Consider the following 18,866-nt stretch of genomic DNA (forward strand, 5'->3'; position numbering starts at 1 on the left):
CGTGCTCTCCCCTGCGGAACAACGTTGTACCAATCACCAACCGCGCTCGGCGAGCCGGTGCGGCTGCGGAATGTCATCGACATTGATGCCGACCATAGCTTCACCCAAACCGCGCGAAATGTTCGCGAGTTGGTCGGGATCGTCGAAGAATGTCGTAGCTTTGACGACCGCTGCGGCACGCTCGGCCGGGTTGCCGGACTTGAAGATGCCCGAGCCGACAAACACACCCTCGGCACCGAGTTGCATCATCATCGCGGCATCGGCCGGGGTGGCAATGCCGCCAGCGGTGAACAGCGTGACCGGCAGCTTTCCGGCTTCGGCAACCTCGACGACAAGGTCGTAAGGAGCCTGCAGTTCCTTTGCCGCGACGTACAGTTCGTCCTTTGGCAGCGACGACAGACGACGCAACTGCTGGCGGATCTGGCGCATGTGGGTGGTGGCGTTCGAGACGTCACCGGTTCCGGCTTCACCCTTGGAACGGATCATCGCCGCGCCCTCATTAATGCGACGGAGCGCCTCACCGAGGTTGGTGGCACCACAGACGAACGGCACGGTAAAGCCGAATTTGTCGATGTGGTTTTCGTAGTCGGCCGGGGTGAGAACCTCGGACTCGTCGATGTAGTCGACGCCGAGGCTCTGCAAAATCTGAGCTTCGACGAAGTGACCGATGCGCGCCTTGGCCATCACCGGGATAGAGACTGCTTCAATGATGCCGTCGATCATGTCGGGGTCGCTCATCCGTGAGACGCCACCCTGGGCACGGATGTCCGCGGGCACACGCTCGAGAGCCATCACCGCCACCGCACCGGCATCTTCGGCAATCTTTGCCTGCTCCGGAGTCACCACGTCCATGATGACGCCGCCCTTGAGCATTTCCGCCATGCCTCGCTTGACGCGGGCAGTACCGGTCGCCGTTGCGTTCTGAGCCTCAGTGGACACTGATTGATCTCCCTGTTCAGTGGTGTCGAATATCCCGTTAAGTAAACCCGATCGGGTCTGATCGGACCAATGGTGGGTCAGCTGTCTGTATGATTCGCCACCTTTGTCTGTCAGGCACGTCCGATTTGCAGGGTTTAGCTTCCGCCCCTGACCCGTTCAGTAATCTCGAAATAGTCCGGCAGTTTCGAGTGACCGCCCAGGTGAAGCCAGCGAACCATACGTCGCCCGGCAAGCGTACGGGCATCGCGAACAGCGTCGTTGTAGAAGCGTCGAGCCATAGTCACCCGAGTTTGGGCATCGGCCAGCTCCGCAACCAACGCCGGTTCTCGATTGACCGTCGACATGCTCGCCAACGCCACCGAAAGTCGATTTTCAGCGTCTTCACGCTGGCCACGCGGTGCGCTTTCCGCAATGGTGGCGGCATCGGCCAATTCGCTCGATGCGGGACTGTCGGCATTGATCGCGGCGATCGTGCGGGCAACCACCGCACGCCGTTCGAGCGCGGCGATGAGTGACTCGTAGGCGAGATCAACCCGGACGTTGAGCCGATCGAGTCGGGTCGCTCGGGTCGCGGCCAGCACCGCCAACCACACCAGCGCGCCAAGAGCCGCGATCACAGCAATGGTCTCGACCAGGATGACGGTACTGCTCATGTCGAGGGCCCCCTTCCAGTGGCTGAGACCACCAAATCGACAGTTCGTGATGATGTGGAGAGGCCGGACGGCCTAGTCGGACACAACAACCGGACCCGCTCCGAGAGTCACCGTGTCGTACACCCGTTGAATCTCGTCGGCCACATGACTCCAGTCGTAGCCTTCCGCGCGTATCCGGCCGCGGGCAATGAGCTCTTGCCGTTTGCCCTCATCGCCGAGCAGGTCGATGACGGCCTCAGCCAATTCGACCGGCGACCCGGTCTCAACCAACCGGCCCGCCCGGCCCGAATCGAGAACTCGGTGGAAGGCCACCAGGTCACTAGCAACGACTGCGGCACCGGCGGCCATCGCTTCCACCAGAACGATTCCGAAGCTTTCACCACCGAGGTTCGGGGCCACGTATACATCGGAACTGGCCAGGGCTCGAGCCTTGGTTTCGTCATCAACCATGCCCAGGAACCGCAGATGTCCAGCGAGATCGCGTGCCCTACGACGCAGCGCCTTCTCGTCGCCGCCGCCGACCACCAGGATCGTGACGTCGGGAAACGCTTCGACGATATGCGGGAGCGCTCGCATCAGGATGTCGACACCCTTGCGCGGTTCGTCGTATCGGCCGAGGAACATCACGGTGCGACCAGGCAGTGGGAACCCGTCCAGTGGCGTTGCATCGGCGAATGAGCGGTAGTCGATGCCATTGGGGATTTCGACAGCGTCGTTCCCGATGGACTCCATCTGCCAGCGGCGGGCGAGTTCGGAAACCGCAATCTTTCCGGAAATTCGCTCCCGGTATTGGCGGAGCACCGAATCGAAGACCGTCAGCCACATCGACTTGGTGGTTGCCGTGTGAAAGGTCGTGACGATCGGCCCCGACGCCACCATCAGTGACATCATCGACAAACTCGGCGCATTCGGCTCGTGCACGTGCAGCACATCGAAAGAATTAACATCGATCCACCGACGAAGTCGGTGATATGCCTTGGGCGAGAAGGCAACCCGGGACACCGAACCGTTGTAGGGAATACCGAGAGCTGGCCCGGCGGAGTCAAAATAGTCGGGCATCTCGATGTCCGGGCCCGCGGGTGCCAGCACCCGCACCTCGTGCCCCCGCTTAATAAACACTTCCGCGAGTTCGATGACATGCGCTTGAACGCCGCCCGGAACGTCGAACGAATAAGGACAGATCATCCCGATCTTCATGCCGGGTCCGCTTCTCCCGCACGGGGTTCGGCTAGTCGGTCACGACGTTCCTGCGACCAATCGCTCTCCCAGAGCGGCTGCAGCATGTGCCAGTCGGCAGGTGCCTTGGCGATATTTTCCGCAAAGGAATCGGCCAGCAGCTGGGTCGCGGCTTCAACGCCGCCCGAGGTATCGATGAGGGTGCCGCAACGCAACAGCGAGGTCTTCTCCCCGGTGTAACTGTGGTGGGCGGCCAGCAGCGGCGAGCCGGTCTGGATCGCCAACTTTGCCGGGCCCGCCGGGAACCGGGTCCGTTCCCCGAAAAGCGTGACCGGAACCCCGTTGTGCGAAAGGTCTCGGTCTGCCATCAAGCAGATCGTTCCGCCGGCCCGGAGTCGGTCGGCGAGCAGTGCCATCGGCGGTTGCTCTCCGCCGGTCAGGGGAAACACCTCGAACCCCAAAGATTCGCGGTACTCGACGAACTGGTTGAACAGCGATTCTGGCTTCAACCGTTCGGCGACGGTCGAAAACTGACCGTATTGCGAAGCCAGCCACACGCCGCAAGTGTCCCAGTTGCCCGAGTGCGGCAGGGCTATCACCAGGCCCTGGTCCGACGTCGATAGGTCGTCAATCATCTGCCGGTCGTGATCGGAGATTTCGAGACTTGCCACGATCTCGGCGACGTTGGTCGTCGGTAGGCGGAACGCCTCGCGCCAATACCGCGCGTACGACCGCATGGCCTCCTCAAGGAGTTCCGTGGGGACCTCTTCGGGAGTGGTACCGATAACTCGCGAGAGGTTTCTGCGGAGTTGCTCCGGTCCCCCACCTCGCCTTCCAGCGATCGTCCCGACGGCGTCGAATACTCCGCGCGCTAGGGCCTCCGGCGCAAATCGCACGGCCGCCCAACCGGTCCGATAGCCCAGGTCTGCAGCCAAATCTGTGAGGTTCCCGAGCATGATTAACCCTCGCCACCGACGTTGCTTGAGGCATCGCCGTCGGAGTCGGTTCCCGCGTCTTCGTCGTCGGGCTTGGCCATCGGAATCAGATCGCGAGCACCGGGCGAGCAGTAGATAGACCACATGCGCTGACCGACGGTGATCAACGACAACACCGCCAGAGCCCACATGGCGATGTGGATGGCCCACGTCCAGTGCAGACCTGGGAAGTCCGTTAGCCCGGCACCCACCAGCACGATGATCAACCGATCTGGACGTTCGATGAGGCCACCGTCGCCGTACAGGCCTGCGGCTTCCGCGCGCGCCTTTGCGTACGAGATCACCTGCGAAGTCACCAAGCAGATCAGGGTCGCAATCAGCAGCAACTCATGCGGTTTGGTGATCGCTGCCCACCAGGCGAGAGCACCGAAAATCGCGCCGTCAGCGATGCGGTCGCACGTCGCGTCGAGCACCGATCCAAACCGGGTGCCGCCGCCGCGAGCGCGAGCCATCGCCCCGTCGAGCATGTCGAACATTACGAAAGCCCAAGTCACCAGGGCGCCCGCAAACAGGTAGCCCTGGGAGAACAAGGCAATCGATCCGGCAACGGTAATCACCGTGCCCACGATCGTCATGCCGTCCGGTGTCAACCCGGTGCGATTGAGCGCGCGGCCGATCGGCAACGTCACCTTCGAAACCGATGCGCGTCCAAGGATGCTGAGCATTTACGTCCTCACTGAAGTTCGTTCCACGCCTGCGCCAACAGACTGCGAGTCTGTTGGAGCAGCTGCGGAAGCACCTTCGTGTCGCCCACGACGGTGATGAAGTTCGAGTCTCCGGTCCACCTCGGGACCACGTGCTGGTGCAGGTGCTCCGAGAGCGAACCGCCCGCGGCCGCACCCAAATTCAACCCGACGTTGAACGCATGCGGGTTCGAGACCGACTTGATAGCGCGGATCAGCCGCTGCGTAAACGCCATCAGCTCGGCGCTCTCGTTGTCGGTCAAGTCCTCCAGGTCTGGCACCTGTCGGTATGGGACAACCATGGTGTGGCCCGGATTGTACGGGTACAAGTTTAGGACCGCGTACACCGTCTCGCCGCGGGCAATAATGAGCCCGTCCTCGTCCGTCATCCGGGGGATATCGAGAAACGGATGCCCGGTGAGTTCACTACCGTCCGCCGCATGCTTCGGGGCCGCGGCGTCAGTGATGTAGCTCATCCGGTGCGGCGTCCACAGCCGCTGCAAATGATCCGGATCAGTCATCGGCGCTTCCTGGCGGCGTCGAGATAGGCGCTCATCGTCTCGGCGGTCGGCGAATCGTTGCGACGCGACTCCTCCCACTCGTCGATAGCGTTCACCGCATCGTCGACGGGAACGCCATTGAGTTGCGTGCCATCGCGGAAACGGAAACTGACGGCGTCCGCCTCGACGTCCCGTTCACCAGCGAGCAGCATGAACGGAACCTTTGCGGTGGTGTGGTTGCGAATCTTCTTCTGCATGCGGTCGTCGGAAAAATCGACCTCGGCGCGCACACGACGGCCCTTGAGTCGCTTGATAACACCATCGAGATGCTCAACAAAAGCCTCGGCAACCGGGATACCAACGACCTGAACCGGTGACAGCCACACCGGGAAAGCTCCCGCATAATGCTCAGTCAGGACACCGAAGAACCGTTCGATGGAGCCGAAGAGGGCGCGGTGAATCATCACCGGGCGCTTCTTGGTGCCGTCGCTGGCCGTGTACTCGAGGTTGAAGCGTTCGGGCAGGTTGAAATCGAGTTGGATCGTCGACATCTGCCAGGTACGGCCCAGCGCATCCTTGACCTGCACCGAAATCTTGGGTCCGTAGAACGCGGCACCCTCGGGGTCCGGAACCAATTCCAGTCCGGAAGCCTCGCCGACCTTGCGCAAAGTCTCGGTGGCCTCTTCCCACACGTCATCCGACCCGACGTATTTGACCGGATCCTTGGTCGAAAGTTCCAGGTAGAAGTCGTCGAGACCGTAGTCCTTGAGCAACTGCAGCACAAAGTTCAAGGTGGTGGTCAGTTCCTCAACCACCTGCTCCTGCGTGCAGTAGATGTGAGCATCGTCTTGGGTGAAGCCGCGGGCACGAGTCAAACCGTGGACCACACCCGACTTCTCGTACCGGTACACCGAACCGAACTCGAACAACCGCAGCGGCAGCTCACGGTACGACCGTCCCCTGGTGCCGTAAATGAGGTTGTGCATCGGGCAGTTCATCGGCTTGACGTAGTAGTCCTGGCCGGGCTTGCGGACGGTTCCGTCCTCGTTGTACTCCGCATCGAGGTGCATGGGAGGGAACATGCCCTCCGAGTACCAGTCGAGGTGACCGGAAACCTCAAACAGGTTCGCCTTCGTCACATGCGGGGTGTTGACGAACTCGTAGCCGCCTGCAGCGTGCTGCTCGCGTGAGTAGTCCTCCATCTCCTTGCGGATGATGCCGCCCTTGGGGTGGAACACCGGAAGACCGGAACCGAGCTCATCGGGAAAGCTAAACAGGTCCATTTCCGACCCCAGGCGACGGTGGTCGCGCTTCTCAGCTTCGGCGAGGCGGTCGAGGTAGGCGTCCATCGCTTCGGTCGATTCCCACGCGGTGCCGTACACGCGCTGCAGATCGGCGAGCGACTGGTCGCCACGCCAGTACGCGGCAGAACTACGCGTCAAGGTGAAGGCCGAAATGTACTTGGTGGTCGGGACGTGCGGTCCGCGGCAAAGATCACCCCAGATCTTTTCGCCGGTCCGCGGATTCAGGTTGTCGTAGGCGGTCAGTTCCGCGCCACCGACCTCCATGATCTCGGCGTCATCGGCGGCGCCCTTGTCGTCGATCAGCTCCAGCTTGAACGGCTCATTGGCCAATTCTTCGCGGGCCGCTTCCTTCGACTCGTACACGCGGCGTGAGAACTTCTGACCCGACTTGATGATCTTCTTCATTTGCTTCTCGAGGGCCTTCAGGTCCTCGGGCGTGAATGGATCGTCAACCTGGAAGTCGTAGTAGAAGCCGTCGACGACGGGCGGGCCAATGCCCAGATGCGCCTTGGGGTTCAGGTCCTGGACAGCCTGGGCGAGGACGTGCGCGCAGGAGTGGCGGATCACGCTGCGGCCATCCTCGGAATCCGCAGGCACCGGGGTCACGTCGGTATCGACCTCGGGAGCCCACGACAGGTCGCGGAGCATTCCGTCGGCATCGCGGACCACGACAATCGCCTGCGGCCCCTTATTCGGCAGCTCTACCCCGTCAGGCAGATCCGCATCCCGCATGGCGGCACCCGCGGTAGTGCCCGCAGTAACCCGGACGGTCTCGGGTAGGCGGACTCTTTCAGCGGATGCGACATTGTCGGACACGGTCGTTGTTCCTCTATTCGGTATCGACGGGGGTGCGTTTTGCTGTCGTCGTGTCTGAATCAGGCACGGCTGCGTTAAATCGTATCGCGCGACGACCGTCGCACATCCACAGAGTTACCGCGATCGTCAGCAGCAGGAGGAGCACGTAGGCCCCACTGCCCGCCAAACGGAAGGGCAATTCCCAACCCGGACCTTCCGGGGCACGAAACGCGCGGAACACCCCGAAGGTCAATTTCAGGATCTCGTTCCCGTTGTGGTCGTAGCGGACCACGCTGTGCCACCAGGTGAAAGTCAGGGCAACGATCGTTGCCGGTGCCAGCCACCACAGCCAGCTAATCGGGCGTTTCATGTCTGTTCGGGTGGCACACTCGGCGAGGGCAACCAGCAGCAGCGGAACCACCCAAACCCAATGGTGTCCCCAGGAGAACGGTGACACGGCACACGAGGTCATGCCCGTGATTGACAGGGCGAGCAGTTCTCGACCGTCCCGATGTGCGGCGACCGCCGCCCACAGCCCGAGAAGCCCAACAACAAGCCCCAGTGGAATCCACAGCCAACTCGGCGTTTCACCGAACCCCATCGGCACGAAGCGCGCGAAGAAGCCATTAATCGACTGATTCGCCGGACTCTCCAATGGCCCAATCCGGCCGGTCTGCGACAGGCTGTCAGTCCAGTACTGCCACGCCTCTCCGCCGAGCACGGCCAACCCCAACAGGATGGTGACCGCGAACGTGCTGACAGCGACGATCGCCGCGCGCCACTGTTTTGTCACCACGAGGTACGCGGCGAAAAAGATCGGGGTCAGTTTGATTCCCGCGGCGATACCGATGCCGATGCCACGCAACGGGCCGCGGCGACGCAGTTGGTCGGCGATCACGATCAGCGCCAGCCACAAATTGATCTGGCCGTTCCAGACCGTCGTGTGCACGGGTTCCAACGACACAACGGCCACGCTGAAAAGGGCCACGAAGGCCATGAAGCGCGCATCAAACTTGAACCGAAGCGCGCGCAATGAGACCGAAACCAACGCTAAGAGGGCGACAACATTGCCGACGTTCCACAAAAATTGCGCCGTATTCTCGGGGATCCACGCCAACGGCACCATCAGTATGGCGGCAAACGGGGTATAGGTGAACTGCCACGCCTTGTAAACCGGGAGTTCGTAGAGCGGGCGGTCGTTCCAGACTGCGGCCGCGCCACCGCGGTACACACGCGTATCAATCCCATTGTTGAACAGGCCGTATACCGAGTGTCCCATCGGGACAGCCCAGATTAACCAAGCGACTACAGCCGCGGCCGCGACCGCCGCAATCCCCACCATCGACCAGGTCACCGATCGCGTACCCGCCACACTGGAATTCACCTCGTGATGGTACGGCACCACTCCCGGAGACTGATCTTGCGACGCTCCGAAGATGCCGCCTTCGACGTCTCTGTGCCATTCGACCTTTTTCGGTCGGCATACTGGCTCTTGACCAACGATCCGTCTGCCACGATGCTTGCCTGCTCGCTTGGCAACACGAAACCCCCTTCCCGAGAGGAGCAGCAACGCGTGACACGCGCCCGGCATAGATCCGCACCGACCGCCCAGCTGGGTCGTATTGCTGCATCATCGATGCGGAATCGACGGCCGATCGTCATCGGCATTCTGCTGGCGCAGGTGGTCGCGACAGCAGCCAACCTCGCAGCGCCGGCGTTCAATGCCCGCGTGATTGACAAAGGCGTCGTTGCCGGCGACATCGGCTACATCGAGCGGATGGGCACGATCATGCTCGGTGTCGCCGTGTGCGGCCTGATTGCGGCGCTGTTGGCCATTGCCTTGGGGTCGGCGCTCTCGGCGGGCACCGCCGCCGATCTACGACGCCGGGTGTATGCGCGCGCTGGAGAGTTTTCGACCGCAACGTTCCACGACCTTGGGACGCCAACAATGCTCACGCGCACCTCGCTCGATACGTCGGTAGTTGCACAAGCGGTGTTCCTGACTACCAGTATCGCGCTGACCGCACCGCTGGTGACCATCGGTGCGGTCGCCCTGTCACTGCAGACATCCGTGCAATTGGCACCGGTGATCGTCGTGGCCGCCATCGTCCTTGGTGTCGGCGTCGGTGCCTACGTTGTGTTCGTCACTCCGCTCGCGGCCCGTCTGCAGAAAGCTGTCGACGGTGTTAATCGCGTGCTCCGTGAACAACTCGGCGGAACTCGAATCATCCGGGCGTTCGGCCGAGAACGTACCGCTAGCGCCCGGTTCGATGAAGCCAACGGCGACCTGACGCAGCTGACCCGCCGCGTCGGAGCCCTCGGGGTGTTGCTGCTGCCGGGCGTGCTACTCGTCTCCAATGTCGCCTCTCTGGCCACCAATCTGCTGGGCGCGCACTTCATCGAATCCGGCGATCTTACGATCGGCGGCTTGACCGCTTTCACCGGATACCTACTTCAGATCGTTGTCGGCATCACCCTGTTCATTGCGTTGGCTGGCATTTTGCCCCGCGCACGCGCCAGCGCTGCCCGGCTAAGCGAAGTCATTGATCGTCCATCCGGTCTCGCCGACGTCGGCACCTCCCGCGTCGACGGTCCACTCCCCCTGCGGTTTTCCAATATTGAGGTCCGGTACGCCGGCGCCGATCGTCCCGCCATTTCCGGTGTCACTCTCACCTGCCCGCCGGGCAAAGTAACCGCCATCATTGGCAGTACGTCAAGCGGAAAGTCGACGCTCGTATCGTTAGTTCCCCGCCTACTCGACCCGACATCCGGTACCGTGCTGGCCGCGTCGATCCCCGTGCCTCAATGGGACCTATCGCAGTTGCGCAGCGCTGTTAGCTTCGTCGGGCAGGGACGGTCATTGATCGCAGGCACCGTCGAATCAAACCTTCGCCTCGGAGCGCCCGACGCAGACGAGGCAGACATGTGGCGGGCGCTGGAGGCCGCGCAAATCGCTGAGACGGTCATCGGTCGCGGTGGATTGGCGGCCGAAGTCACGCAAGGGGGTGCCAACTTTTCGGGTGGCCAGCGGCAGCGCCTGGCCATTGCGCGTGCACTTCTGCGAAATCCGCGGATCCTCTGCCTGGATGCGGCGATGTCGGCGCTCGACCGGCAGACCGCCGAAGCCGTCATCGTCGGCATCCGGGATGCGCTCCCGAATGCCACCGTGATTCTTGCCGATCAACAGGTGGAGAACATTCGCACGGCCGATCAGATCGCGGTTCTCGATCGCCGGACAATCATCGACATCGGGACACACGAGACGCTGTTGTCACGCTGCGAGGTGTACCGGGAGTTCTCCGATGCCCAAGCGCCGGTGATTGCATGAAGCTCGTCCAAGCTGTCCGCATGCTTAAGCGGTTCCTCGGTTCCGATTGGCGGCTGAGCCTCGCACTGGTCCTCGCGGTGCTCTCTGCGGCAGCCACCATCGCGATCCCCTTCTTCCTGGCCCAGATCACCAACATCATTTTCAGCGGTGTGATCGGCGGCAAACTCGATTCCGCATCCGATCAGACGGATCTCGATCGGATGGCCGAGCGCATGGGAACCGTGCCGGGCGCCGCGATCGATTGGTCGCGACTGTGGATGGCCGCCGGGTACACGGTGGCGGCAATCGTGGTGTTGACGGGTGCCCGGGTTGGTAGCGGCCTGCTGGTGAATTCTGCCGTTGCGAACGCTATTCGTCGGATCCGCGAACGCGTAGAGCACAAAGTTCACCGACTGCCCGTTGAACGCCTCGAAGGTCGTCGTCGTGGCGAAGTGCTCAATGCGATGACAGTTGACGTCGACAATCTTGCGACCGTGATCGGTCCGCTGTTTGTGCAACTGCCGGTCCTGGTGCTGACGATGGTCGCCGTCGCCGTCGCCCTGCTCCTGATTTCGCCGTTCTTTGCGATGATTGCGTTCGCGACCATTCCGGTCACCGCGATCCTGGGACTGGTGGTCCTTCGCTATGCGAAGCCGCACATGGAACGCCAATGGCAGACCACCTCGGCAATCACCGCCCACGTTGAAGACGTTTATAGCGCGCGACATGATCTCCGCCTACGACGCGACCCCGCAGACAGCAAACGAGTTCGGCGAACTTAACGACCGCCTCGAACGCGCCACACGCACGAGTCAGGCGTGGAGCGGGTCACTGACCCCGGTTTTGACCTTCTGCAATGCGGTGGTCTTCGTCATCATCGCAATCCTCGGCGCATTGCGACTGCTCGACGGTGCGGTGACCCTGGGCGCACTGCAGGCGATCGTCATGTACACGCAGCAGTTGTCGCAGCCGGTGTCAGAGGTGACAAGCATTCTGCCGAAGCTGCAATCCGGCTTCGTTTCGTTCGGCAGGGTCCAAACGTTCCTCGCCGATCCCGAAGAAGCCGCACCGGCCGTCGACGATCCGCTTGAATCCGCAGCGTCCGGTCGTCATCGGATACCGCCGCGCATTGTCTTCGACGACGTCTACTTCGCCTACGACGACGCCAGGCCGGTGCTGCAGGGCGTCAACTTAGAGCTGCCTGCGGGTAGAACCACCGCGCTCGTGGGAACTACGGGTTCGGGGAAGACAACTCTCACCAGCCTGTTGCAGCGATTCCTTGATCCCACGTCGGGCACCATCACGTTCGATGGCGAAGACATTGCGACCGTAAGCCGAACCCAAGCGCGTTCTCGCTTGGCTGTCGTAACGCAAGATCCTTGGGTCTTTACCGGCACCGCTGGCGAAAACGTCGCCTACGGTGCCCCCGCAGATTGCGACGAGGAGAAGGCGGACGAAGACCCGATGATCGACGTGCTTCTTGCCGGTCTCACTAATGGTCGCGATACGCGGGTGTCGGGTGACAGTGGCCTCCTCAGTGCCGGCGAGAAGCAGTTGCTGACGGTGGCACGGGCGCTCGCCGCCAACCCCGAAATTCTTATCCTCGACGAGGCAACGAGTGCTGCCGATCCTCGCACAGAGCTGATTATCAGTCGTGGTCTTGAGGCGCTCCGGGATCGCACCACCACACTGATCGTGACCCACCGCTACTCCACGCTGGCAACGGCCGACTCCATCGCCGTGCTCAAGGATGGTCGGATCGTCGAGCACGGCACGGCCAACGATCTCCTCGCCGCGGGCGGCGAGTTCGCGCGCCTCTACTCTCGCGCCGAGACCGAAGCTGTCAGCGTGTAGTGTCCGTCGTCATCTCCGACAAGCGACCGTCGCCAATGGCCCGCACCGCTCGCGGCGCGGGCCATTGGCGACAGTGATCCTTTTTCTAGCGGGCCGACGGTTCTTTAAAGCGCTGACGGTTCTTTAAAGCGCTGACTGGGCCTCGGTCACGCAAGTCGCAGCCAGGAATGGCCGTGCGATCGCGAGGAACCGCTCGGGAACCTCCAACTGCGCCATGTGGCCGACTCCCGGCAGCACAACGACGTCAGCGTGCGGGAGTGCCGCCCGCACTGCCCCGGCGTGGGAGGCGGGCAGAATACGATCCTTGGCACCCCAGACCACCGTGGTCGGAACGGGATTCGCGGCCGCCTGCGCGAGCAGCTGGCGCCGCCACTTTTCCTTCACCCCGCGCACGCTAGCGACTTCTGCAGCCACGCGCCGCGAAAACTCACCCGCATCAGTTTCCTTGGCGATCGCCATCGCATGGTCGATCCGGTATCGGGTAGCGAGTGCTGGATCGGCGAAGACTTGCTTCTGCAGCATGGCCACGGAGTTTCGGTTCGGCCTGCTCGCCAGAATCTTGCCCAGCACGGGGACCGTCAATGACCGCAACAGCGGAGTGACCGAGCGTCCGAATGCCGCCGGACTAACAAGGACCAGAGAACTCACCCGATCCGGGTGCCGGACCGAGGCCGCCAACGCGATCGCACCGCCGAGCGAGTTCCCAATCCATTGAGCTGGACGCATCTCACCCAACGCATCTAAAACACCGACGGTCGCATCGGCGAGCGCATTGATGGTGATCGAATCGGGAGCCGGATCGGAGTATCCGAAACCTGGAACATCGAGTGCGATGACCCGATAGTCGGTGGCGAACTCGGCGATGACCGCCGCCCAATCTTCCAAGCTGCTGCTGATCCCATGCACCAGCACCAAAGGCGGCGCACCGCTGTCGCCAGCGAGCTTCACGCGGACCCGACGACCTTCAACGTCGATAAATTGACTGGTCATGCCGACACCACATCTTCCTCGATTGCGACCGTCAGGTTCACTGCCTTCTGCGGCTTGGCCGACTGCTTCTGTCGGGTCTGCGCTGCGGTCGGCGCGGGTGCTGAGAAGTGCAAGTCCGGATCTTCAATTGGCCCATCACTCAGGCGGGCCTTATCGACGGAGAAGTCTTGATCCATCGTCCACGATCCTTCGCGGCCCCGACGCGGGAAGGTGGCCGCCGCACGCTGCAGATAACCGGACTGCATGTCGAAGAGCGATTCAACTTCGGCTTCTGGATCGATCATCGGCGTCATCACGGTATTTCCAGTGCGATCCATATGGTCAAGCAGCCGGCAGAGGTGCTCACCGACCGGGTCCACCTTCAGCGTCCAGGTGAGGTTTGTGTAGCCGATGGTGAACGCGAAGTTTGGCACGCCGCTCAACATCATCGACTTGTAGGCGACCGTCTGCGAGATGTCGATCGGCTCACCGTCGATGCTGTACTCGATGCCCCCGAAAGCCTGCGTGTTCAGGCCGGTTGCCGTGACGACGATATCGGCGTCGAGGTGATCACCCGATTCGAGCAAGATACCGGTCTCGTCGAAGCTCGCGATTCGGTCCGTAACAATCGATGCTCTACCGCTCGAAATTGCACCGAAGAAGTCGCCGTCCGGGATGAGACACAGCCGCTCGTCCCACGGGTTGTAGGTCGGATTGAAGTGAGTATCGACGGGATAGCCCTCGGGCAGTGCGTTTGCCGTGAGCTTCCTGATCAACTTCCGCACGGCATTCGGCCACCTTTGCGCGGAATAGTAGATGGCCTGTCCCTTGAAGGTGTTGAACCGCCGCGTCAATCGGTACGCCAGCCTCTCCGGAAGGACCGCGCGGAGTCCGTTCGCGATCGGATCCTGTCGCGGCAGAGACAGCACATACGACGGCGATCTCTGCAGCATCGTCACGTGCCCGGCGTTTTCCGCCATCGCGGGCACGATCGTGACAGCCGTGGCACCGCTGCCGATGACAACAACGCGCTTGCCGACATAGTCGAGGTCTTCGGGCCATCCCTGGGGGTGAACTACCTGCCCAGCGAATGATTCGATCCCTGGAAACTCCGGGGTGTAGCCGCCGTCGTAGCTGTAGTACCCCGCAGCCGAGAAGAAGATTTGGCAGGTCACGGTTCGAGTAGTGCCGTTGTGCTCGAGTTCCACATGCCAGCGCCCCTCTTCGGAGTTGAAGTCAGCAGAGTTGACTCGCTGTCCGAGATATAGATGCTTGCGCAGGCCGAGTTCGTCGACCGTTTCGTTGAGGTACATCATGATTTCTGGCGCGTCAGCGATGGCGTTCTTCGACGTCCATGGCTTGAAGCTGAACATGAAGGTGTGAAGGTCGGAGTCGGACCGAAGTCCGGGATACTTGAAGAAGTCCCATGTTCCACCGATGGAATCCCGCGCGTCGACCATCGCGAAAGTTCGACCGGGTTGTTGCGTCAGGTGGTACGCCATCCCGATTCCAGAGATGCCCGCACCAACGATCAGCACATCAGCATGATCTGGCAGCACGCGGTCAGGCGAAGTAGTTGTCATCACGAGACCTCCTAGTTTTTGGTGATGCACAACACGTTCCCAACTTTTAGCGACAGTTAACACAGCCAGGTGGTCGAAATTGTCGACTTCTTTGACCAAATGGCTCAAACTGGCGTTATGACTGCGGTGCGAGACATGGTCTCGAAAGTGGCGCACGACTTGCGCGACGACATAGATAACGTCGCTCGCCGCAATGCCCAAGCAATTTCGCTCCAGGTTCCGGAACTACACGCCGCTCGACTGGAAGAGATCTTGCTGATCTCGTGCCGCGCCAACACCATCGTGGTGCTCGACGCCTTGATTGCCGGCGTTCCGCCCGAGTCAGTTGAACTTTCGGCCGAGGCGCTCGGACACATCCGGACGCTTGTCGTTTACGGAATCGCTCTCGATGTCGTCAGCCGCGCCTATCGGGTTGGTGCCTACGACACGATGGAACGGTGGTCGAAGGCGGTCACCGACAGGTTCGCCACAGATGCCAAAGCCGTCCCCACCGCCACGTACGGGACCCGCTTCGTACTGACGTGGATGGATCGTGTCCTGGCCCAAATGGCGCATGAGTTCAAGGCCGAAGACGAGCGGATCACGCGTGAGCGCGCTCTCCGCCAGTTGGCGGATGTGCGACTCCTACTCTCCAGCGACCCGGCTAATCTGACGTCCATTGAAGCTCGCCTTGGCTATCGCTTGGCAGGCAAGCATCAGGCCGTGGTACTGCGCCGGACCGGCGTCGCCGTCGACCTTGCCCATGCCGCCAGGGCACTCTTCACCGGCCCGACGCCTCTCCAGATCCCGTTCGACGACTCCACCCTGTGGTGCTGGGGTTCGGGGCCAGTCCGCGACGCCGAGGTCCCGGGAGTTTGGGTCGGAGTGGGGCGTGTACGACCGGGACTCGACGGGTTCAGGGCCAGCCACGCGGAAGCCACCGAAGCGTTACGGGTGGCCGAACTGAACCCGGCCGGTGCCGTCGCCTTGATCGAAAACGTCGCCGTGACGGCTCTCTGCGTTGTCGATCCACACCGGGCACTCGAATTCGTCACCGGCGCCCTGGGGCCGCTGATGGCCACCACCGACGCAGCACAACGACAACGCGACACCCTGCAAGCGTTCCTCGAAGTGGGTGGGAATTCTCGCCAGGCCGGCACTCGACTCGGCCTGCACCACAACACCGTGCGCTATCGACTGACGCAGATTGAAGAGCTGCTTGAGCGTCCAATTTCGCCACAACGACTCGAATTGGAGTTGGCGTTGAGGCTCTTCGACGACCTCGGAATTGCTACACACGCGCCGCACGCGTGACGATAGGCCGCCGACCCTCCTCGTGGAACCAGCTAGATTTCGCGACGAAAAGGCCCCCTGCTTCCAGGGGGCTTTCGTTGTGGTCCCGGCTGGGATCGAACCAGCGACCTTCCCGGTGTGAACGGGACGCTCTTCCACTGAGCCACGGGACCGTATGCGATTTTGTGCGCAGGACTATCGAACGCCGCTGCTTCACACGAGATGTCAGATTACACACTGGTCGTATAGCTCACCAAATCCCCACGTAATCACACGCATGTAAGACGATGACCAGGCGATTTGTGTTCTGCGCCCGCATCCCGCTAATGTTCTCATCGCTGGTGAGCAGCGCCCAAAAGGCAACTCACGAGCATGCGGATGTGGCGCAGCTGGTAGCGCATCACCTTGCCAAGGTGAGGGTCGCGGGTTCGAATCCCGTCATCCGCTCGGAGCGAGTTTTCTCGCTTGATCATTTTCATAGCGAGAGTTTTCGCACCCGGTGGCGTGGCCGAGTGGTGAGGCAACGGCCTGCAAAGCCGTGCACACGGGTTCGATTCCCGTCGCCACCTCCACAAATAGCCTTCAAGGCGACAACAGCTTTACACTTTCCACACACGCGCGATTAGCTCAGTGGGAGAGCGCTTCCCTGACACGGAAGAGGTCACAAGTTCAATCCTTGTATCGCGCACCAGCACGAGTTCGGGCCCCGGCATTTGCCGGGGCCCGAACTCGTTGCGCCTCCCACGCTGGCATTCGGCTCCGCGCTGTTGAAGCCAGCCGCGGCCAACATCGCCCTCCACGCCAAACCCCTTGTCAGAACCCATTTTTCACCGAACCGACATCCCCGGTTTGCAAATCGCGATCCGAGAACGCTAGTGTTTGTTGTCGCCGGTGAGCAACAACGTCCACAAGACGAGTTCACCGGCATGCGGATGTGGCGCAGCTGGTAGCGCATCACCTTGCCAAGGTGAGGGTCGCGGGTTCGAATCCCGTCATCCGCTCGGAGCGAGTTTCTCGCACACGTTCGACGCGAGTCAGCTTGTACCTGGTGGCGTGGCCGAGTGGTGAGGCAACGGCCTGCAAAGCCGTGCACACGGGTTCGATTCCCGTCGCCACCTCCACCGGAACTGTAAAGTTCAGGGCAGAAAATTTAATACTTTCCACACACGCGCGATTAGCTCAGTGGGAGAGCGCTTCCCTGACACGGAAGAGGTCACAAGTTCAATCCTTGTATTGCGCACCAGCAACAAGCCCGTCGGATTTCCGACGGGCTTGTTCGCTGTCGTGGCCCGGGATTCGGCATGGCAGGATGAGGTTCGACAACGTCGAATTTCCCCCGCCACCTCACGAAAAGGACCGGACTCCGTGCCCAGTCTCGCGATGCTCTTCCAAAGCCAACTTGATCCTGAACTCACGGCTGAGCGTCTCGTCGAACAGCTAAAGCGTGACTTTCCGCAATTCTTGACCGAACCGCTGACGGTCGACGCCGCTGGCAGCAAAACGAGCAGCACTCCCCTGTCGCTGACCTATGGTTCGCAACAGATCGCGCTGATGGGCGTTCCGGAGACCGTGGGCGACGATCTCACCGAAGTCGCGCTGCTAAGCCGCCTCTGGCCAAATGAGACGCCCGCACCGAACGACTACCGCGCACACACCCTGGTTTCGGTCATGCGCTCGGGACAACCAGCACAGTCGTATCGCGACGCGGTCGCTGATGCCTCGCTGATGTCGATGGTGATCGCTTCGACGATCGCCATCACCAACACGGTCGATGCGGTGTACTTCGGCAGCGCCAACCACATCGTCTTTCCACAGCTCTTCCGCGAGCTTTCCCTGGAAACCCTCCCCGACCCGATCCTGCCGGCCTGGGTTGCCCTGAATGTGGCCCCCCGCCCGGATGGCATCATGACTGCACACACCCGAGGTCTCGACATGCTTGGTCTGATGGACGTCGAAATCCCGGAATCGAACGAGTCCGCTGAAGAGTCGTTCGCCCGAATCGTCAACACCGCGATCTACCAACTCGAGAACGGCCCCGTGGTCGGCGACGGCGATACCCTCGGCGAGACCGACACGGCCGAGATCATCGCCCACCACGCCCCATCACAGGTGGAAATCGACAAGACCGTCCTGTCCCTCGAATTTGTCGGCGACGAGTTCCCCGAGTACGAGCCGCCCAACAGCGACGCCCGAGATCACGAGCCACCAAAGCGTCGCTGGTTTAAGCGCAAGTAGCTTCAACTTTTCAGCCCCAACCAGCGGCGACGAGAATTGTCAGACCCTCGCGATAGTGTTCACACAAATAAACGAACACACAGTGAACTAGTTCACTACAGCTTCTTCACTAACGCCGCGAGGAGGTGGACCCGATGGACCTAACCCAGGCAATCGCCGAGTTGGCCGATCCGGCCGAACTCGCGGTCGTTATCGACGCGGCGATGACGCAACTCGCCGGCGCAGTGTTCACCGCTTCCACCGAGGGGCAACTCCTGGAAACCGCGGAGGTCCTTGAGCGGGCCAACCGCCGCTTCGACGGCGCGAACTCGGCGCTGCTGGCCGAGATCTCCGACCGCGGTGCCTACCGCAAGGCCGGGTTCCTCTCACTGCACGCTTTCCTCGCCGGAGGCCTACGCCTCGGTGACGGGGAGGCCAAGCGCCGCCGGATCACCGGCGCAGGCATCGCCCGCCTGGCCAATTTGCAGGGTGAGGCTCTGCCGCCGGTGTTTCCGGCCACCGCCCAGGCGGTCGCCGACGGCGCTATCAGTGCCGACCATGTGGTCGAGATTGATGCGGTGATGCGGAAAATCCCGGCCGCGGCCGACCGGGCTACTCGAGC

16 protein-coding genes and 7 tRNA genes are annotated in these 18,866 nt (G+C 61.9%); 12 read left to right on the forward strand and 11 right to left on the reverse strand.

Translation table 11 applies throughout. The annotated features are described in order from the left end of the window. Window positions 1-33 precede the first annotated feature (33 nt). The 8 genes from pdxS to WBA38_RS08240 all read right to left on the reverse strand — a co-directional run bounded on the left by pdxS (window position 34) and on the right by WBA38_RS08240 (window position 8,429). Window positions 34-939, reverse strand: a complete 906-nt coding sequence (gene pdxS, locus WBA38_RS08205; protein WP_424296529.1) for a pyridoxal 5'-phosphate synthase lyase subunit PdxS — start codon at window positions 937-939, stop codon at window positions 34-36. A gap of 134 nt (window positions 940-1,073) precedes the next feature. After that, window positions 1,074-1,592 (reverse strand): NUDIX hydrolase, encoded by a 519-nt coding sequence (locus tag WBA38_RS08210; RefSeq protein ID WP_424296527.1) that lies wholly within the window; start codon window positions 1,590-1,592, stop codon window positions 1,074-1,076. Window positions 1,593-1,664: 72 nt separating this feature from the next. Beyond that, window positions 1,665-2,789 (reverse strand): glycosyltransferase family 4 protein, encoded by a 1,125-nt coding sequence (locus WBA38_RS08215; protein WP_424296577.1) that lies wholly within the window; start codon window positions 2,787-2,789, stop codon window positions 1,665-1,667. Continuing rightward, complete coding sequence (locus WBA38_RS08220) at window positions 2,786-3,724, reverse strand: phosphatidylinositol mannoside acyltransferase (protein ID WP_424322452.1); 939 nt, start codon at window positions 3,722-3,724, stop codon at window positions 2,786-2,788. Before WBA38_RS08220 ends, WBA38_RS08215 begins: the two co-directional genes overlap by 4 nt. Before the next feature lie 2 nt (window positions 3,725-3,726). Next, the gene (gene pgsA, locus WBA38_RS08225; protein ID WP_424296526.1) at window positions 3,727-4,428 is read right to left on the reverse strand and encodes a phosphatidylinositol phosphate synthase; all 702 of its coding nucleotides are present in this window, start codon (window positions 4,426-4,428) and stop codon (window positions 3,727-3,729) included. A gap of 8 nt (window positions 4,429-4,436) precedes the next feature. Next, entirely contained in the window at window positions 4,437-4,967 is a 531-nt protein-coding gene (locus WBA38_RS08230) for an HIT family protein (RefSeq protein WP_424322453.1), read from the reverse strand. Beyond that, entirely contained in the window at window positions 4,964-7,066 is a 2,103-nt protein-coding gene (gene thrS, locus WBA38_RS08235) for a threonine--tRNA ligase (protein WP_424322454.1), read from the reverse strand. The genes WBA38_RS08230 and thrS overlap by 4 nt, the downstream gene beginning before the upstream one ends. A 13-nt stretch (window positions 7,067-7,079) precedes the next feature. Continuing rightward, the gene (locus WBA38_RS08240) at window positions 7,080-8,429 is read right to left on the reverse strand and encodes a glycosyltransferase 87 family protein (RefSeq protein ID WP_424293946.1); all 1,350 of its coding nucleotides are present in this window, start codon (window positions 8,427-8,429) and stop codon (window positions 7,080-7,082) included. Window positions 8,430-8,618: 189 nt separating this feature from the next. Here WBA38_RS08240 and WBA38_RS08245 point away from each other — a divergent pair, with 189 nt between their 5' ends. From WBA38_RS08245 to WBA38_RS08255, 3 genes are read left to right on the forward strand one after another with little or no spacing between them, the layout of a single operon-like run. Further along, window positions 8,619-10,373 carry an ABC transporter ATP-binding protein gene (locus tag WBA38_RS08245; RefSeq protein WP_424322455.1) on the forward strand — a complete coding sequence of 585 codons (1,755 nt, stop codon included), beginning with the start codon at window positions 8,619-8,621 and terminating at the stop codon, window positions 10,371-10,373. Next, on the forward strand, window positions 10,370-11,134 hold the full coding sequence (locus tag WBA38_RS08250) for an ABC transporter transmembrane domain-containing protein (protein WP_424296953.1): 765 nt from the start codon (window positions 10,370-10,372) through the stop codon (window positions 11,132-11,134). The genes WBA38_RS08245 and WBA38_RS08250 overlap by 4 nt, the downstream gene beginning before the upstream one ends. Further along, window positions 11,079-12,206 (forward strand): ABC transporter ATP-binding protein, encoded by a 1,128-nt coding sequence (locus WBA38_RS08255; protein WP_424322456.1) that lies wholly within the window; start codon window positions 11,079-11,081, stop codon window positions 12,204-12,206. Before WBA38_RS08250 ends, WBA38_RS08255 begins: the two co-directional genes overlap by 56 nt. A gap of 123 nt (window positions 12,207-12,329) precedes the next feature. On the opposite strand, the gene WBA38_RS08260 is transcribed toward WBA38_RS08255, so the two are convergent. Together WBA38_RS08260 and WBA38_RS08265 are read right to left on the reverse strand one after the other, a co-directional pair. Next, complete coding sequence (locus tag WBA38_RS08260; RefSeq protein WP_424322457.1) at window positions 12,330-13,196, reverse strand: alpha/beta fold hydrolase; 867 nt, start codon at window positions 13,194-13,196, stop codon at window positions 12,330-12,332. Then, window positions 13,193-14,758, reverse strand: a complete 1,566-nt coding sequence (locus WBA38_RS08265) for a flavin-containing monooxygenase (protein WP_424322458.1) — start codon at window positions 14,756-14,758, stop codon at window positions 13,193-13,195. Before WBA38_RS08265 ends, WBA38_RS08260 begins: the two co-directional genes overlap by 4 nt. 117 nt (window positions 14,759-14,875) lie before the next feature. On the opposite strand from WBA38_RS08265, the gene WBA38_RS08270 reads away from it, so the two are divergent. Further along, on the forward strand, window positions 14,876-16,051 hold the full coding sequence (locus tag WBA38_RS08270) for a PucR family transcriptional regulator (RefSeq protein WP_424322459.1): 1,176 nt from the start codon (window positions 14,876-14,878) through the stop codon (window positions 16,049-16,051). Between the two features lie 80 nt (window positions 16,052-16,131). Here WBA38_RS08270 and WBA38_RS08275 read toward each other — a convergent pair. Then, window positions 16,132-16,203: transfer RNA gene (locus WBA38_RS08275), tRNA-Val, on the reverse strand. Window positions 16,204-16,404: 201 nt separating this feature from the next. Between WBA38_RS08275 and WBA38_RS08280 the strand changes: the two genes are divergently transcribed. The 8 genes from WBA38_RS08280 to WBA38_RS08315 form a co-directional block, all read left to right on the forward strand. Beyond that, window positions 16,405-16,477 (forward strand) — tRNA-Gly (locus WBA38_RS08280). 51 nt (window positions 16,478-16,528) lie between these two features. Continuing rightward, a tRNA-Cys gene (locus WBA38_RS08285) sits at window positions 16,529-16,602 on the forward strand. A gap of 44 nt (window positions 16,603-16,646) precedes the next feature. Beyond that, window positions 16,647-16,721 (forward strand) — tRNA-Val (locus tag WBA38_RS08290). Between the two features lie 237 nt (window positions 16,722-16,958). Continuing rightward, window positions 16,959-17,031, forward strand: a tRNA-Gly gene (locus WBA38_RS08295). 46 nt (window positions 17,032-17,077) lie between these two features. Further along, a tRNA-Cys gene (locus WBA38_RS08300) sits at window positions 17,078-17,151 on the forward strand. A gap of 47 nt (window positions 17,152-17,198) precedes the next feature. Beyond that, a tRNA-Val gene (locus WBA38_RS08305) sits at window positions 17,199-17,273 on the forward strand. A gap of 122 nt (window positions 17,274-17,395) precedes the next feature. Beyond that, on the forward strand, window positions 17,396-18,265 hold the full coding sequence (locus WBA38_RS08310; RefSeq protein ID WP_424322460.1) for a DUF4261 domain-containing protein: 870 nt from the start codon (window positions 17,396-17,398) through the stop codon (window positions 18,263-18,265). 134 nt (window positions 18,266-18,399) lie between these two features. Next, window positions 18,400-18,866 (forward strand): DUF222 domain-containing protein (locus WBA38_RS08315; protein ID WP_424322461.1); only part of this gene is annotated, 467 nt, incomplete at its 3' end.

The organism is Gordonia sp. (in: high G+C Gram-positive bacteria), from assembly GCF_049647785.1.
In the GTDB taxonomy this organism is placed as follows: domain Bacteria; phylum Actinomycetota; class Actinomycetes; order Mycobacteriales; family Mycobacteriaceae; genus Gordonia.